Annotated in this window: 12 protein-coding genes; 9 read left to right on the forward strand and 3 right to left on the reverse strand. The window is 61.1% G+C overall.

Going from position 1 to position 16,039, the window contains the following annotated elements; genetic code table 11:
- Positions 1-3: 3 nt before the first annotated feature.
- The 4 genes from AC0TOF_RS15110 (at position 4) to cueR (ending at position 3,415) form a co-directional block, all read left to right on the forward strand.
- On the forward strand, positions 4-1,200 hold the full coding sequence (locus tag AC0TOF_RS15110; RefSeq protein ID WP_473768864.1) for an ABC transporter permease: 1,197 nt from the start codon (positions 4-6) through the stop codon (positions 1,198-1,200).
- Entirely contained in the window at positions 1,197-2,135 is a 939-nt protein-coding gene (locus AC0TOF_RS15115) for an ABC transporter ATP-binding protein (RefSeq protein WP_473768865.1), read from the forward strand. Before AC0TOF_RS15110 ends, AC0TOF_RS15115 begins: the two co-directional genes overlap by 4 nt.
- On the forward strand, positions 2,132-2,878 hold the full coding sequence (locus tag AC0TOF_RS15120; RefSeq protein WP_473768866.1) for an ABC transporter permease: 747 nt from the start codon (positions 2,132-2,134) through the stop codon (positions 2,876-2,878). Before AC0TOF_RS15115 ends, AC0TOF_RS15120 begins: the two co-directional genes overlap by 4 nt.
- 87 nt (positions 2,879-2,965) lie before the next feature.
- A complete protein-coding gene (cueR, locus tag AC0TOF_RS15125; protein WP_122000719.1) occupies positions 2,966-3,415 on the forward strand; it encodes a Cu(I)-responsive transcriptional regulator in 450 nt (149 codons plus the stop codon).
- A gap of 40 nt (positions 3,416-3,455) precedes the next feature.
- On the opposite strand, the gene AC0TOF_RS15130 is transcribed toward cueR, so the two are convergent.
- Positions 3,456-5,765: a glucose/quinate/shikimate family membrane-bound PQQ-dependent dehydrogenase gene (locus tag AC0TOF_RS15130; RefSeq protein WP_473768867.1), complete on the reverse strand. Its 2,310-nt coding sequence runs from the start codon at positions 5,763-5,765 to the stop codon at positions 3,456-3,458.
- Positions 5,766-6,162: 397 nt separating this feature from the next.
- Positions 6,163-7,194: a LacI family DNA-binding transcriptional regulator gene (locus AC0TOF_RS15135; protein ID WP_122000721.1), complete on the reverse strand. Its 1,032-nt coding sequence runs from the start codon at positions 7,192-7,194 to the stop codon at positions 6,163-6,165.
- A gap of 375 nt (positions 7,195-7,569) precedes the next feature.
- Between AC0TOF_RS15135 and AC0TOF_RS15140 the strand changes: the two genes are divergently transcribed.
- The 5 genes from AC0TOF_RS15140 (at position 7,570) to AC0TOF_RS15160 (ending at position 13,416) form a co-directional block, all read left to right on the forward strand.
- Positions 7,570-8,472: a substrate-binding domain-containing protein gene (locus tag AC0TOF_RS15140; RefSeq protein WP_025089726.1), complete on the forward strand. Its 903-nt coding sequence runs from the start codon at positions 7,570-7,572 to the stop codon at positions 8,470-8,472.
- Between the two features lie 150 nt (positions 8,473-8,622).
- Positions 8,623-10,182: a sugar ABC transporter ATP-binding protein gene (locus AC0TOF_RS15145; protein WP_473768868.1), complete on the forward strand. Its 1,560-nt coding sequence runs from the start codon at positions 8,623-8,625 to the stop codon at positions 10,180-10,182.
- Positions 10,179-11,171: an ABC transporter permease subunit gene (locus AC0TOF_RS15150; RefSeq protein ID WP_162997281.1), complete on the forward strand. Its 993-nt coding sequence runs from the start codon at positions 10,179-10,181 to the stop codon at positions 11,169-11,171. Before AC0TOF_RS15145 ends, AC0TOF_RS15150 begins: the two co-directional genes overlap by 4 nt.
- Before the next feature lie 14 nt (positions 11,172-11,185).
- The gene (locus tag AC0TOF_RS15155) at positions 11,186-12,133 is read left to right on the forward strand and encodes a tagatose kinase (RefSeq protein ID WP_473768869.1); all 948 of its coding nucleotides are present in this window, start codon (positions 11,186-11,188) and stop codon (positions 12,131-12,133) included.
- The gene (locus AC0TOF_RS15160; protein WP_473768870.1) at positions 12,130-13,416 is read left to right on the forward strand and encodes a D-tagatose-bisphosphate aldolase, class II, non-catalytic subunit; all 1,287 of its coding nucleotides are present in this window, start codon (positions 12,130-12,132) and stop codon (positions 13,414-13,416) included. Before AC0TOF_RS15155 ends, AC0TOF_RS15160 begins: the two co-directional genes overlap by 4 nt.
- A 100-nt stretch (positions 13,417-13,516) precedes the next feature.
- Here AC0TOF_RS15160 and AC0TOF_RS15165 read toward each other — a convergent pair whose 3' ends face one another.
- Positions 13,517-16,000, reverse strand: a complete 2,484-nt coding sequence (locus AC0TOF_RS15165; RefSeq protein WP_473768871.1) for a heavy metal translocating P-type ATPase — start codon at positions 15,998-16,000, stop codon at positions 13,517-13,519.
- Positions 16,001-16,039: the final 39 nt, after the last annotated feature.

The following is a 16,039-nucleotide window of genomic DNA, read 5'->3' on the forward strand; positions in this document are numbered from 1 at the left end:
GGCATGAGCGCAGCACAGGAGACGATCCGGGCAAATGGCGCGAAGGGCCTGTTTGCCTGTATCGACAAGCTCGGACTGGTTATTGCGGCAATCGGCCTATCGGGATTGCTTCTGCCTTTTGCGAATTTTCGGGCCAACCGCATCGTTCAGGGCGAGCCTCGTTACCTGTTCGATGCCCTGCCCGGCGAACTGGCGCTGGCGCTTGCGGCAATCGTGGCTGCGGGCCTGCTGATCGGCTTTGTCCGCAGCAACAGCCTGTTGCGGCTCGGGGCTGCTCTGGTCTGCCTCGCATCCGTCATGGTGGCGATCGGCCTGGCCGCGTCGTTCCTGTCGCCGGAGGGAAACAATTATGCGCGCGTCTCCCCAGCGTCCGGTTTCTGGCTCCTGTTCTTCGCCAGCGCCCTCTATGTCGCCGATGGGCTGGTCCGATTGCAGGCCGGTCCGCTCCTGCGTGTCAGCCTGCTGGTCATGGCAGGCGTGCTGCTCGCCGTGCTGCTTTCCTCCGGCCTCTGGGACGATATTTCCTTCATGAAGGAATATCAAAGCCGCGCGGACAGCTTCTGGAATGAAGCAGAACGGCATATAGCGCTGGCCCTCGGGTCGCTGCTGGCGGCCACGGCAGCGGGCATTCCGCTCGGTCTTGTCTGCCATCGCTTGGCCGGGTTGCGCGCCTTCGTGCTGAACAGCCTCAACATCGTGCAGACCATTCCGTCCATGGCGCTGTTTGGCCTGTTGATCGCGCCGCTCGGCTGGCTTGCGGCGCAATTTCCGTGGGCGGCGAGCCTCGGCATACGCGGCATCGGCGCGGCGCCTGCCTTCGTTGCGCTGTTTCTCTATTCGCTGCTTCCAATCGTCGCCAATACGGTGGCCGGGCTGGCACAGGTGCCCGAACCCGTGACCGACGCCGCGCGCGGCATGGGCATGACGCGGCTGCAACGGCTTTTCAGGACCGAGTTTCCGCTGGCCTTCCCGGTCATTCTCACCGGCATACGCATCGTCATGGTGCAGAATATCGGCCTGACGACCATCGCCGCGCTGATCGGCGGCGGCGGGTTTGGCACATTCGTCTTTCAGGGCATCGGCCAGACGGCGATGGACCTCGTGCTGCTTGGCGCGCTGCCGACCGTGCTTCTGGCCTTTGCCGCCGCCGTCATCCTCGATGGGGCAATCGAAATCGCCGAAGGAAGGAAAACCGCATGATCGAGTTCGACCGGATCACCAAGCGCTACAACGGGCGCGCGGCTGTCGATGCGGTAAGCTTCACGGTCGAGCCGCACAGCATCGCGGCAATCGTCGGCACGTCCGGTTCGGGCAAGACGACGCTGCTGCGGATGGTGAACCGCCTTGTCGAACCGACGGAAGGCGAAATCCGCATTGACGGACAGAGCGTGCTCAGCGAACCGGGCCATCAGTTGCGGCGGCGGATCGGCTATGTAATCCAGCAGCATGGGCTGTTTCCGCACCGCACGGTGGCGGAAAACATCGCCACGGTGCCGGTGCTTCTGCACTGGCGCAAACAGCGCATCGACAAGCGGGTGAACGAATTGCTCGACCTGTTCCAGCTCGAACCCGCGGATTATCGCGACCGCTATCCGAGCGAGCTTTCCGGCGGCCAGCAGCAGCGCGTCGGCGTGGCGCGGGCGCTTGCCGCCGGGCCGAACATCCTTTTGATGGATGAACCTTTCGGCGCGCTCGATCCGGTGATCCGCGCCAAGGCGCAGGAAGACCTGAAAACGATCCAGAAGCGGCTCGGCACGACCATCCTGCTCGTCACGCACGACATGGAAGAAGCGATCTCGCTCGGCGACCGCATCGCCGTGATGGATGACGGCAAGCTTTTGCAATTCGGCCCGCCCGCCGAAATTCTGGCCCGCCCCGCGACCGAATTCGTCGAACGGCTGGTGGGAACCGGGGAAAGGCCGTTCCGTCTTCTGTCGCTCACCGATCTGAAAACCGTGCTGCAACCGGGGGACGCCAGCGGCGAGGCGCTGCCCGTCACCGCCTCGCAGCGCGATGCGCTCGCCGCACTTTTATGGTCGGGGCGCAAGGCGCTTCCCGTGCTTGACGGCGAAGGAAGGCCGCTTGGCCGGGTGACGCTGGAAAAGCTGCTTCATCAGGCAGAGCGCCCGGCATGAAATCGCTCATGTCCCTCGTTCCGCGCGCTGTGCTTCTGGCGGTGCTGCTCCTGTTTCTGGCGCGGCCCCATCTTTTCGAGCCGGTTTTCCGCCCGCTCGTCGATGCGGGAGCCCCGGTCATCTATGACCGCGCGAACCTGATGACGCTGACCTTGCAGCATCTGGGACTGGTGGCGCTGGCCACCTTCTGTTCGACGCTGCTTGCCGTCGCCATGGCGATCTTCGTCACGCGCAGGCAGGGCGCGGAATTCCTGCCGCTCTCGCGCAGCCTCGTGAATATAGGCCAGACTTTTCCGCCCGTCGCGGTGCTGGCGCTGGCCGTTCCCATCTTCGGTTTCGGGGACAAGCCGACGCTGATCGCCCTTTTCCTCTATGGCCTGCTTCCGATTTTCGAGAACACGCTGACGGGACTGACGACATTGCCCCCGCCGGTCGTCGAAGCCGCGCGCGGCATGGGGATGACCAGCGCGCAACGGCTGGTGAAAATCGAGGTTCCGCTGGCCATGCCGGTCATTCTGGCAGGTATCAGGCTTTCCGCCGTGATCAGCCTTGCCACTGCCACCATCGGTTCGACCGTCGCGGCCAGAACGCTCGGGGAAGTCATCATTGCCGGACTGATCTCCAACAACCTCGCCTTCGTTTTGCAGGGAGGCCTCGTTGTCGCCGCACTTGCCATACTCATCTTCGATGGCTTTCAGGCAATCGAGCATTATCTCCTGAAACGGTCCGGACGCACCATCTGAAACCTCAAGTCCTCTTTGAAATACGCCTGAACATGCCTATATCCTTGCAGGAACAAGCCAGTGAGAAACGGGCCAGTGAGGAACGGGATGAATATCGGGCAGGCCGCCGCCGCATCGGGCATATCGGCAAAGATGATCCGCCATTATGAAACCATCGGGCTCATCGAGGCTGCCGAACGAACCGGCTCGGGCTATCGCGTCTACACGCAGAAGGATGTGGAGACGCTGCGCTTCATCCGCCGCAGCCGCGATCTCGGTTTTCAGGTCGATCAGATCAGGGAACTTCTGGCGCTGTGGCGCGACCGCAACCGCGCTTCCGCCGATGTGAAGAAAGTGGCGCTCGGCCATGTCGAGGAACTGGAAGCCAAGATGCGCCAGTTGCAGGAAATGGCCGACACGCTGCGCCATCTCGCCCAAAACTGCCATGGCGACAACCGGCCCGATTGCCCCATCATCCATCAGCTTGCCGAGCCGAAACTGGAGCCGCGCAAGCGTCCGCAAGCCCGCAAGGGCGAATTGCTGCACGGCAAGATATGAAGAAGGAACGCCGGGATTTCTCCCGGCGTTTTCATGGGTTTCAGCTCTTCGGCAGCGTATAGGCGATTATATAATCGCCCGGTTTGGTTCCAACCGAACCATGCCCGCCCGCAACCATCAGCACGAATTGCTGGTCGCCGACCGTATAGGTCATCGGCGTCGACTGGCCGCCTGCCGGAAGCCGGGCCTCCCAGAGCTGCTTGCCCGAAGTCAGGTCATAGGCGCGCAGATAGTCGTCAACAGCCGCGCCAAGGAAGGCGACGCCGCCGGCCGTGATCATCGGCCCGCCGATGCCCGGAACGCCCACCTTCAACGGAAGCGGGACCGGCGCCATGTCGCGGATCGTGCCGTTGCGATGCTTGTAGGCGATCTTGCCGGTGCGCAGGTCCACGCCCGCCACATAGCCCCATGGCGGCGTCTGGCAGGGAATGCCGAGCGGCCCGAGGAACGGCCCCATGAAGACGCCGTAAGGCGCGCCGTCATTGCGGTTCAGTCCCTGTTCGCTGCCCTTCTCATCCTGTCCGCGCGGCGGAATATCGGCGCGCGGCACGAGGCGCGAGGTGAAGGCGAGATAGGTCGGCATGCCGAACATGACCTGCCGGACCGGATCGACCGCCACGCTGCCCCAGTTGAACACACCGAAATTGCCCGGATAGACAATCGTACCCTTCAGCGAGGGCGGCGTGTAGCGGCCTTCGTAAAACAGCTGGTGGAACTTGATGCGGCAGGCAAGCTGATCGAACATCGTCACGCCCCACATGTCGCTTTCGCGCAAGGGCGGCGGGCTGAAGGTCAGATCGGAGATCGGCTGCGTCGGCGAGGAATGGTCTTCGGGTATGGTGCCGGTCGGCGCCGGGATTTCCTTGACCGGAATGATCGGCTCGCCCGTGCGCCGGTCGAGCACATAGAGATCGCCCTGTTTGGTCGGGTCGACCAGCGCCGGAACCCCGTTGATATCCAGCAGGACCGGCTGGGCCGGGACGTCCATGTCCCACAGGTCGTGGTGCACCGTCTGGCGCACCCAGCGGACCTGTCCGCTATTCACGTCGAGCGCCACGATGGACGAGGAATATTTCTCCACATTCTCGCTGCGGTCCATGCCAAGCTGGTCCGGCACCTTGTTGCCGAGCGGCACGAAGATGAGGCCCAGTTTTTCATCGACGCTGGAAACCGACCAGCTATTGGGCGAGTTGGTTGTGTAGTGTTCGCCCTCCGGCAGCGGCGTGGTCACGTCCGGATTGCCGGAATCCCAGTTCCACAACAATTGCCCGGTGCGGATATCGAAGGCGCGGATGACGCCCGACTGTTCTTCGGTCGAGTAATTGTCGTTGACCGCACCGCCGACAATGATCTTGTCGCCGACCACCGCCGGGGGCGAGGTCGAGTAATAGTAACCGGCGGGGTTGTATTTCATGCCGTGGCCGAGATCGAGCGTGCCGCCATTGGCGAAATCCGTGCAGATTTCCCCGGTCGCCGTGTCGAGCGCGATCAGGCGCGCATCGGAGGTTGGCAGATAGACGCGCTCGGCGCATTTCGCGCCTGCGGTGGCGGTCGCATCCTTCCAGTAGCTGACGCCGCGGCAAGTCTGGTGCTGGCGGTCGGTGTTGAAGCCGACCTTGGGGTCGAACTTCCACTTTTCCTTGCCGGTCGCCGCATCGAGCGCAATCGCCCAATTATGCGGCGTGCACAGATAGAGCGAATCGCCGATCTTGAGCGGCGTCACCTGATAGGTGGTTTCGCCCACATCCTGCGGCTGCTTCACATCGCCGGTCTGATATTGCCAGGCGACTTGCAGTTTGGCGACGTTTTCCGGCGTTACCTGCGTCAGCGGCGAATAACGCTGGCCGTAAGGCGTGCGACCATATTGATGCCATTCGCCATCAGGAACATTGCCGCCGAGATCGGGCGTTGCGGCGACTTTTTCCGTCGGCAGGTCGCCTGCGATATTGTAGGGGTCCTGCGTCATGGAATAGCCCGCGACCACAAGCGCGACCAGCGATGCCACGCCCAGCGGCAAGCCGCCTCCGCCTGCGCCGCCATTGAGCGGCTTCCTGATCCACGGGGCCAGCAGCCAGAACCCGAGCAGCACTATGAGACCGCCGCGCGCGCCAAGCTGCCACCAGTCGAAGCCGACTTCATAAACGGCCCAGCCAAGCGAGCCGAGAATGACGAGCGCGTAAACCCAAAGCGCGGCGGCGTTGCGCCGGAAAAGCAAAACGGCGGTGAGCAGAAAGCCAACCGCCGCGAGTATGTAATACCAGCTTCCGCCCAGCACGGCGAGCCAGATGCCGCCCGCGCCGAGCGCCAGCCCGATCAAGAGAAGTACGAGAGAAGTTAACCAGATAAGCAAGACACTACCCCCTTCCAGTACAACCGTTCTCCCCGCTCACATGCGGGAAAATCGTGCGGACCAACCGCTCACCAATTTCGAGGCATTCCTGATTTGGCCTGATATGGCCTGATATGATCGCAAGTCTCGCAGCATTCCGTTTGCCGCACAACTCCCTGCTGCCTGCCTATCCACATAGGCGAGCATGGAAAAAATCCAGAGAGCGGAAAGGTGTTTCTTTCGGGCCGAATGGATCGAGGGGCGCCGCCCTTAATCAAGGCAAAATCAAGGCAGAGGGGTTTTGAGCGCTTAAACCACGCAAAATGCTACGCGAATACGCAAATTTTCGCCGTTCAATTGTGGCGAAGGAATGGCGAAACTGTGTATCTTGTGTCTTTCAGGCGGCTTTTTCGAGATTTCAGGCCGAACCGCGCATGATGAGGTGGCTATCCAGGCGACGGATTTCCTTCTCGACTGCTGCTCCACTTTCCTGCGCATTGATCCGCGAGAAAAGCATGTCGAGACCCAGTTGCGCGATTTGCCGATAGTCCTGCGCAACCGTTGTCAGCGGCGGACAGGTGAAGCGGCTGAGCGGATGGTCGTCGTGACCGGCGACACGAAGATCGCAGCCTTCCTCGCGCCCGACATGCCGCCGTCTTTCGAAGGCCGCGGAAATAACACCGAAAGCCAGGCGATCATTGGCGCAGAGAACCGTGCGCGTCGGAAACCCGCCGCGATCCAGAATCCGGCCAGCCTCCTGATAGCCCAGTTCCTCGAAATTCCAGTTCTTTGCAGCAATCGGCAGGACGATGGGTTCGACGCCCAGCCGCTCCATGGTTTCGATATAGGCCGAGCGCCGTTCCAGCGCATTCTGGTTTACAGCCGGCATTTCGAGGAAGCACGGATGTTCGCCCGTTCGATAAAGATATTCGGTAATATTGCCGATGCTCTGGCGATTATCGGTGCCGACAAAAGGCTGATCGTCACCGATACGGCTGTCGAGGAAAACCGCAGGCGTCGAATTCGACAGGCTGGAAAGCAGTTTCGCATCCGTCTCGAAACCGAGCGGAGCCATCAGGACGCCAGCGATCTTGAGAGACATGAGCGTGCGCATCGCCCGCGCCTCCAGTTTTCTCTCGCCATGCGATGACAGAACGATCGGCCAGTAGCCTTCCGCCAGACAGCGCATTTCGATCTGGCGGATGATTTCCGCATAGAACGGATCGGAGATATGGGGGACGATGACGCCGATATTCTTCGGCTTCTTGCGGTTGAGGCTGACCGCGAAGATGTTGGGCTGATAGTTGTAATCCTTCAGCGCCTTCTCGATACGAAGGCGCGTCGAGGGCTTTACGCTTTCAGGATTGTCGAAATATTTCGAGACCGTGGGACGGGACAATCCGCTTGCGGCGGCGAACTCTTCCATCGTCCTGATCTTCTGTTCGGTCATGCCCTCGTTTTCCCTCGGGTATCATAGCGATTTTACAGCGCTATTCACTTTTCTTTCCATGCGTAAATTTTTTTCCGCCCTGACGCAACAAATTTCAACGGGTTGCCGGTGGACGATCCACGCTTTCTTGCTCCCACGCCAGCGCATCTGGTCGCATCACGCTCAAATTCAATCGTTATAATTTTTACACGTGAAAAATTTTATGTTGACACATTGAACGAGCTCTAGCATGTCTAGGGAAGCTCGATCAGAGCTGAAGGCCCTGCCCTTCGGGAGGTTTGAAGTTGGCGACAACGGATGAACCTGCAGGAAAAACCATTGTTCATGTCCCTATAGAAGGACGCCCCGGCGAGCGCCGGTCATTCGGAGGAAATCATGTTTCGCAAATCGCTCAGCCGCATTCTCTTTTCCGGCGTTGCGCTCGCCATGATGGCAGGCGCGGCATCTGCCGAAGGCATCGGCGCATCGCTTCTCACCCAGCAGCATCCGTTCTACATCTCGCTCGCAGACGCGATGAAGAAGGAAGCGCAGGCAGAGAATGTGCCGCTGGAAATCGCCATCGCCAATCAGGACCTGAGCAAGCAGCTCGCCGATGTGGAAGATTTCATCACCAAGGGCGTCGACGTCATCGTCATCTCGCCGGTTGACAGCAAGGGCGTCCGCTCGGCCATCAACAAGGCCCAGAAGGCAGGCATCAAGGTCATCACCGTCGATGTTCCGGCCAACAATGTCGATGTGACCTCCTTCGTCGGCACGGACAATTTCGCGGGCGGCGAAAAGGCCGCCGAACTGATGGCGAAGTCCATCGGTGAAAAGGGCAATGTCGCCGTTATCGATTACCCGACGGTCCAGTCGGTCGTGGATCGCATCGAAGGCTTCAAGAAGGGCATTGCAAAGTATCCGGATATCAAGATCGTGGCGATCCAGCCGGGCATCACCCGTCCGGAAGCGCTTTCGGCTGCACAGAACATCCTGCAGGCCAACCCGGATATCGTCGGCATCTTCGGCTTCGGCGACGACGCCGCACTGGCCGCTGCCTCGGCGGTGAAGTCGGCCAAGCTTGAAAGCCAGGTCAAGGTCATCGGCTTCGACGGCATGGAAGAAGCCCGCAACGCCGTGAAGAACGATCCGGTCATGGTCGGCGTTATCGCCCAGTATCCGGACCAGATGGGCAAGGTTGCGGTTGAAACCGCGGCTAAGGTCATCAAGGGCGAGGAAGTCCCGGCCAAGCAGCCGATCGTTCCGGGCGTCGTCACCAAGGACGGCGAAACCAAGTAAGACCGCGTGAAACAGCGACACTCCTCCCAGTCGCTGTTTCCTTTCTGCGTGCGGCGGCCCGGCGAACACCACGCGCCTGCCGCCGCCGCATCCCTTTTGATCGCGGATTTCGTTCGAGCGAAGTCCTGCCGATAGACTGAACAACGGAGAATGGAGGCCCCAAGAGTGACAGATACTGTGACAGCCGCCAAATCCGAACGAAAAGCCGCTTCGGACACCGTTCTCGACATTCGCGACGTGGCAAAATCCTTCGGCCCGGTGGTCGCGCTGAAGCGCATGAACCTGACCGTGCGTCGCGGCCGCGTGCATACGCTGCTTGGCGAAAACGGCGCTGGCAAATCCACGCTGATGAAGATCCTGGCTGGCGTTTTCAAGCCGACCTCCGGCACCATCCTGCTGAAAGGCGCGACCTATGCGCCGAAAGACCCGCGCGATGCACGCGCCAACGGCATTGCCATCGTCTTTCAGGAACTGAGCCTGTCGCGCAATCTCAGCGTTGCCGAAAACATCTTCGCCAATCATGAGCCGAGCCGTTTCGGTTTTATCCGGGAGCGCGAGCTGAACGCCGCTGCCGAAAAGCTGATCGGCGAGCTTGGCCTGCCGGTCGATGCGCGCGCCAAGGTCGGCGACCTGTCGATTGCCCAGCGCCAGCTCGTCGAAATCGCCAAGGGCCTGAGCCAGCCCGCCGACGTGGTTATTCTGGACGAGCCGACCTCATCGCTTTCCGACAGCGAAGCGGAAATCCTGTTCTCGATCATCGAGCGCCTGAAAGCACGCGGCACGGCGGTCATCTACATTTCGCATCGCATGGAAGAAATCATGCGGCTTTCCGACGACATTACGGTCGTGCGTGACGGCGAATATGTCACCACCACGGAAAAGGGCGAGACCACCATCGAACGGCTGATCGCCCTGATGGTTGGCCGCGAGATGAACGACATCTATCCGCCGCGTGAAGCACCGCGCCCTGCGGACACAGTTGCGCCAATTCTCGAAACGAAGAACCTGTCCGTTCCGGGCAAATTTCACGAGGTTTCCATCGGCGTGAAACCCGGTGAGGTTCTGGGTCTTTTCGGGCTGGTCGGCTCCGGTCGTTCGGACGTCATGAAGGCGTTGTTCGGAATGCTGCGGCCAACGGGTGAAATCCGGCTCGACGGAAAGCCTGTCACGCTCTCCTCGCCGACCGACGCCATTCGCAACGGCATTGCCTTCGTGACCGAAAACCGCAAGGAAGAAGGCCTCGTTCTTCCGCACAGCGTGGAACGCAACATCAATATGGTCGGGCTCGGCCAGCTCGCAGGCCCGCTCGGGCTCATGCGGTCGAGGGCGGAGCGTTCCGCCGCCAAGGCCGAAGTGCTGCGGCTTGCCATCAAGACAGCGTCGCTCGACACGGTTGCCGGATCGCTCAGCGGCGGCAACCAGCAGAAGATCGTGCTGGCAAAGTGGCTGCAGACAAAACCGCGCATCCTCATTCTCGATGAGCCGACACGCGGCGTCGATGTGGGCGCGAAATTCGAAATCTATCGCATCATCCGAGAACTTGCCGCCAATGGCGCGGCGATCCTGATGGTTTCCTCCGAACTGCCGGAAGTGCTGGGTCTCAGCGACCGCGTGGCAATCATGCATAACAAGCATGTCGCCGCCATTGTCGATGCCGATGGCCTCACGCCCGAAACCGTCATGAGCTACGCAGCAGGAATGCATCAATGAGCAACGCAGATATCCAGAAGAAAGCCGTGGACGCCGAAGTCCGCCGTTCGCTTTTCTCCTCCCCGCTGGTGCGCCAGTATGGCGGCATCATCATTTCGCTGGCCGTGCTCTGCGTGGTCTTCGCGGTGCTGAACCCGCGCTTTCTCGCCTTCAACAACTTCATGAATATCATGCAGCAGGTGGCGGTGATTGCCGTTGCCGCCTATGGCATGACCTATGTGATCCTGCTCGGCGAAATCGATCTGTCCATCGGCTCCATCATCGCCGTTTCCGGCATGGTGGCGGCGCAAGCCTTCGCCATGGGCTTCGGCTTTGTGCCAACGGTCGTTTTCACCCTTGCGGCGGGCGCAATCATGGGCGGGCTGAACGGCGTGCTTTCGGCCAAGCTGATGCTGCCCTCCTTCATCGTCACGGTCGCGACCATGGGCATCTATCGCGGCATGGTCAGCCTGCCGACCAATGGCGCGCCCGAAATCATCGAAAACGATGCATGGCTTGCCATCGGCTCGGAAAGCTGGCTCGGCCTGCCGATCATCATCTGGATCGTCGGCGTCCTGTTCATCTTCAACTATATCCTGCTTTCGAAGACGGTCTTCGGCCGCCGCATCTATCTGTCGGGCGGCAACAAGGAAGCAGCGATCTATTCCGGTATCCGCGTCGACCGCATCAAGATCATCGTCTTCATGCTTTCCGGCGTGATGGCGGCGATCAGCGGCATCCTGCTTTCCTCGCGCCTGTCCTCCGCGCAGACCAATGCGGGCATGGGCTATGAACTCGACGCCATTGCGGCAGTGGTGCTTGGCGGCACCTCGCTTGCCGGCGGCGTCGGCACCATGGTCGGCACCATTCTGGGCGCGCTCATCATCGGCGTCATCAACAACGGCATGAACATGCTGTCGGTGCCCTATTTCTACCAGCTCATCGTCAAGGGCGTGGTCATTCTGGTCGCCGTCTGGCTCGACGTGCGCTCGAAATCCATGCGCACGTAATCGCGGTCCCAAACATGAAAAAGATCATCACCATTGGCGAGATCGTCGTCGAAATCATGGCCGTGGAAACCGGCAACGGCTTCAAGTCCGCCATCCCGTTGATCGGTCCGTTCGCTTCCGGCGCGCCCGCAATCTTCATCGATCAGGCGGCCAAGATGGGCCAGCCCTGCGGCATGGTCAGCGCGGTCGGCAATGACGATTTCGGCGCGCTCAATGTCGAGCGCCTGCAAAGAGACGGCGTGGATGTTTCGGCCATCGGCGTGCATCCGACAGCCGCCACCGGCAGCGCCTTCGTGCGCTATCGCCCGGACGGCAACCGCGATTTCATCTTCAACATCAAGCACAGCGCATGCAGCGCCATCGGCCTGACGCCGGAAGCCGAAAAGCTGATCGAAACCGCCGATCACCTCCATATCATGGGTTCGGCGCTGTTCTCCGACGGCATTGTTTCGGCGATCCACGAGGCGACGATCCGCATCAAGGCGAAGGGCGGCACCGTGTCCTTCGATCCCAATATCCGCAAGGAAATGCTGGAACTGCCGGGCATGCGCCAGGCATTGGCCCATGCGCTGGAGAACACTGACCTGTTCATGCCGAGCGGCCCGGAAATCTTTCTCTTCACCAAGGCGACCGAGGAAAAACCAGCCGTGGAAGAACTTCTGGCGCGCGGCATCAAGGCCGTGGTGGTCAAGCGCGGCGCGGAAGGCGCCAGCTATTTCGACCAATCCGGCGAGGTTTTCGCGCCTGCCTTCAAGGTGGAGGAAATCGACCCGACCGGCGCAGGCGACAGTTTTGGCGCGGCATTCGTCACCTGCTGGCTGCGCGACATGGCGCCGAAGGACGCTCTGACCATCGCCAATGCCACCGGCGCGCGCGCCGTCGGCGTCAAGGGACCGATGGAGGGCACCTCGACCATGGCTGAAATCGAAGCCTTCCTTCAGAAAGACGGAGTTCCAGCATGAGCAGCACGAAAGTTCTGAGCGCACTTCCCGCACGTTACGCCAGCGGCGTTCGCGGCGGCATCACCTCGATCTGCTCCGCGCATCCTCTGGTCATTGAAGCCGCCCTTCTGGAAGGCGTTACGACCAATACGGACGTTCTGATCGAGGCCACCTGCAATCAGGTCAATCAGGATGGCGGCTATACGGGCATGACGCCTGCCGATTTCCGCCGTTTTGTGGAAGAAATCGCGGCGCGGGTCGGCTTCGACACCGGGCGGCTCATTCTGGGCGGCGACCATCTTGGGCCGAACCCGTGGAAGCACCTGCCCGCCGAGGAAGCCCTTGCGAAATCGGACGTGATGATCGACGCATTCGTGCGCGCAGGCTTCACCAAGATCCATCTCGATACGTCGATGGGTTGCGCGGGCGAGCCGGTCGCGCTGCCGGATGCCGTGACCGCCGAGCGCGCGGCGCGCCTTGCCAAGGTGTCGGAAGCGGCGGCCCGTGAAGCCGGATATGACCTGCCGGTCTACATCATCGGCACCGAAGTACCGATCCCCGGCGGCGCGATGGAAGAGATCGAGGAGCTGGAACTGACCAGGCCGGATGCAGCGGTTGAAACCGTCGCCATTCACCGCAAGGCTTTCGCGGCGCTGGGACTGGAAGACGCCTTTGCCCGCGCGATCGGCGTCGTAGTGCAGCCGGGCGTCGAGTTCGGCAACGAGAACGTGGTCTTCTACAACAGCGACAAGGCAACCGCGTTGAGCGGCGTTCTGAGCGAAATGCCGCAATTCGTGTTCGAGGCGCATTCGACCGACTATCAGCCGGTGGAAGCGCTTTCCGATCTGGTGCACGATGGTTTCGCCATTTTGAAAGTCGGCCCCGGCCTGACTTTCGCGCTGCGCGAGGCGCTCTATGGTCTCGACCAGATTGCCGCTTTCCTCGACAAGCTGCCGGAAGAGGAAACTCTGCGCGGCAAGATGGAAGCGCTGCTTCTGGCCGAGCCGAAGAACTGGGAAAAATATTACCACGGCGACGCGGAAGAACTGCGGCTGCAACGCCATTTCTCCTATAGCGACCGCATTCGCTATTACTGGCCGCATCCGGTCGCAACGGCTGCTGTCGATGCGCTTTTGAAGCGTCTCGAAGGCCGCAAGATACCGGAAACGCTGATCAGCCAGTATCTCGGCACGCTCTATCCGGCTGTGGCCTCCGGTGCGGTGGAAGCAACGCCCCACGCCTTGATGGTGGAGGCCGTCCGCAATGTCGTGCGGACTTACGGCAAGGCTGTCGGCACTCATTAGTCTTTGTTTGTACGCATTATCCTACGCAAAACCGTTTCGCACTTTTGCTGGAAATGCTCTGAAACAGAAAGGCGCGGCCGGGACCGCGCCTTTCTTTTGCTCAGACCTCTATCGGGCTTTTAAAAGCCTTGAGCCGCAAGGCATTGCTCAGAACAAAAATGCTTGAGAATGCCATGGCGCCCGCCGCCAGAACCGGCGACAGCAGTGTGCCGGTGAAGGGATAGAGGACACCGGCTGCGAGCGGGATCAGCGCCACGTTATAGGCAAAGGCCCAGAACAGGTTTTCACCGATATTGCGGATCGTCGCCTTGGATATGGCGATGGCATTGACCACGCCGCGCAGGTCGCCCGACATCAGCACCACATCCGCACTTTCAATCGCAATATCCGTTCCGGTGCCGATGGCGATACCGACATCGGCGGCAGCGAGTGCGGGGGCATCGTTGATGCCGTCGCCGACAAAGGCAATCCGCTTGCCGCCCGCCGAAAGACGCTTCAACGCCTCGACCTTGCCGTCCGGCAGCACTTCCGCAACCACTTCATCGATGCCCAGCCGTTTTGCAATGGCCTCAGCCGTGCGGCGATTGTCGCCGGTGATCATCGCAACCTTCAGCCCCTGCTCGTGAAGGGCCGCAATCGCCGCTGGCGTGGTTTCCTTCATCGGGTCGGCGACCGTCAGGATTGCCGCCAGCTTGCCGTCAATGGCCGCGTAAAGCGGAGACTGTCCTTCATCGCCAAGACGCTTCGCATCGTGAGCGAACACAGTCACATCGTGTCCGAGCTTTGCCATGTAACGGTCGGCACCGATGGCGACCTCATGGCCGGAAACCTGCGCCTTCAAGCCGAAACCGGGCACGGCCTCGAAAGCGGAAACCTCCGCGAGCTTCAATCCTTTCGCCTTTGCCGCTTCCACAATCGCGTCGGCAATCGGGTGTTCGGAGCGGGCTTCCACAGCGGCAACCAGCGCCAGAAGTTCGTCCTTGTCGAAACCCTCGACGGTTGCAAAGTGCGCCAGTGCAGGCTTTCCCTGTGTCAGCGTTCCGGTCTTGTCGACGGCAATGACGGAAGCATCGCGCAAGGTTTGCAAGGCGTCACCGCGACGGAACAGGACGCCGAACTCGGCTGCGCGACCGGTGCCGACCATGATCGAGGTCGGCGTGGCCAAGCCCATGGCGCACGGGCAGGCGATGATGAGAACCGCGATGGCGTTCACCAGCGCGTAACCCAGCATGCCCGCGCCGCCAATCGCCAGCCACAATGCAAAGGTCAAAGCGGCGGCGGCCATCACCGCAGGCACGAACCAGCCGGTCACCTTGTCGACCATGGCCTGAATGGGCAGCTTGTCGGCCTGTGCGTCTTCGACCATGCGGATGATCTGCGAGATCACCATGTCGCGGCCAACCTTGGTGGCGCGGAAGGTGAAGGTGCCGGTCTTGTTGATCGTGCCGCCGACCACTTCCGCGCCCTTCTCCTTGACAACCGGCACAGGCTCGCCGGTGATCATCGATTCATCGACATAGGAGGAACCTTCGATCACTTCGCCATCGACGGGCACTTTCTCGCCGGGACGCACCTGCACGATATCGCCTGCGCGAACCTCTTCGAGCGGCACGTCAATGGCTTCTCCGTCACGCACGACCCGGGCGGACTTTGCCTGCAAGCCGACGAGACGGCTGATTGCCGCGCTGGTGCGCCCCTTGGCGCGCGCTTCCAGATAGCGGCCTATCAGGATGAGCGTCACGATCACCGCCGCCGCTTCGAAATAGACATTGACGGTTCCTTCCGGCAGGAAGCCGGGGAAGAAGGTGGCGACGATGGAAAATCCCCAGGCGGCCAACGTGCCGACAACGACCAGCGAATTCATGTCCGGCGTGCCGCGCAACAAGGTCGGGACGCCCTTTTTGAAAAAGCGCAGGCCCGGGCCGAACAGGACGAGCGTGGTCAGCACGAATTGCAGATACCAGCTGTTCTGCATCCCGATGCGGTCGGCGACGAACATATGAATGGCCGGGATGAGGTGTGACCCCATTTCCATGATAAACACCGGCAGGGTCAGCACAGCCGCAAGGATGACGCTTTTCTTCAGCTCTGCCGCTTCCGCATCCCGCTTTTCGGCCTGCGTCTCGGGCTTTGCATCGGATGCGGCGTCAGTGAGCGAGCGCGCTTCATAGCCCGCCTGCTCAACCGCCTTGACGAGATCGGAAGTCTGGACCGGGCCCGCCAGTTCCACATGGGCGCGTTCGGTCGCGAGGTTGACGCTGGCCCGCGTCACGCCCGGCACGGCGTTGAGGGCTTTTTCCACCTTGCTGACGCAGGAAGCGCAGCTCATGCCTTCGATGGCAAGATCGATGCTGGCTGCGGGCACTTCATAGCCCGCCTTGCGGATGGCCTCGACCACCGATGGCAAATCCGGCGCGCCCTTGAAAGTCACGTCGGCGCGCTCCGTGGCGAGATTGACGGAAACCCTGTCCACACCCGGAACTTTCGCCACAGCCTTTTCCACGGATGACACGCATGATGCGCAGGTCATCCCTTCGACCGGCACGGGAAAACTGATGGTTTCGTGATTAACTGGCTTGTTCATGGCAATCCCTTTCACTGCCCGTGAAGGGCACAATTCGAG

Source organism: Ochrobactrum sp. PL_is501 (genome assembly GCF_055816895.1).

Excerpts from the sequence above, each read along its gene's own strand:
- AC0TOF_RS15110 (WP_473768864.1), top strand. The coding sequence starts at position 4 with ATGAGCGCAGCACAGGAGACGATCCGGGCAAATGGCGCGAAGGGCCTG.
- AC0TOF_RS15115 (WP_473768865.1), top strand. The coding sequence starts at position 1,197 with ATGATCGAGTTCGACCGGATCACCAAGCGCTACAACGGGCGCGCGGCT.
- AC0TOF_RS15120 (WP_473768866.1), top strand. The coding sequence starts at position 2,132 with ATGAAATCGCTCATGTCCCTCGTTCCGCGCGCTGTGCTTCTGGCGGTG.
- cueR (WP_122000719.1), top strand. The coding sequence starts at position 2,966 with ATGAATATCGGGCAGGCCGCCGCCGCATCGGGCATATCGGCAAAGATG.
- AC0TOF_RS15135 (WP_122000721.1), bottom strand. The coding sequence starts at position 7,194 with ATGACCGAACAGAAGATCAGGACGATGGAAGAGTTCGCCGCCGCAAGC.
- AC0TOF_RS15140 (WP_025089726.1), top strand. The coding sequence starts at position 7,570 with ATGTTTCGCAAATCGCTCAGCCGCATTCTCTTTTCCGGCGTTGCGCTC.
- AC0TOF_RS15145 (WP_473768868.1), top strand. The coding sequence starts at position 8,623 with ATGGAGGCCCCAAGAGTGACAGATACTGTGACAGCCGCCAAATCCGAA.
- AC0TOF_RS15150 (WP_162997281.1), top strand. The coding sequence starts at position 10,179 with ATGAGCAACGCAGATATCCAGAAGAAAGCCGTGGACGCCGAAGTCCGC.
- AC0TOF_RS15155 (WP_473768869.1), top strand. The coding sequence starts at position 11,186 with ATGAAAAAGATCATCACCATTGGCGAGATCGTCGTCGAAATCATGGCC.
- AC0TOF_RS15160 (WP_473768870.1), top strand. The coding sequence starts at position 12,130 with ATGAGCAGCACGAAAGTTCTGAGCGCACTTCCCGCACGTTACGCCAGC.
- AC0TOF_RS15165 (WP_473768871.1), bottom strand. The coding sequence starts at position 16,000 with ATGAACAAGCCAGTTAATCACGAAACCATCAGTTTTCCCGTGCCGGTC.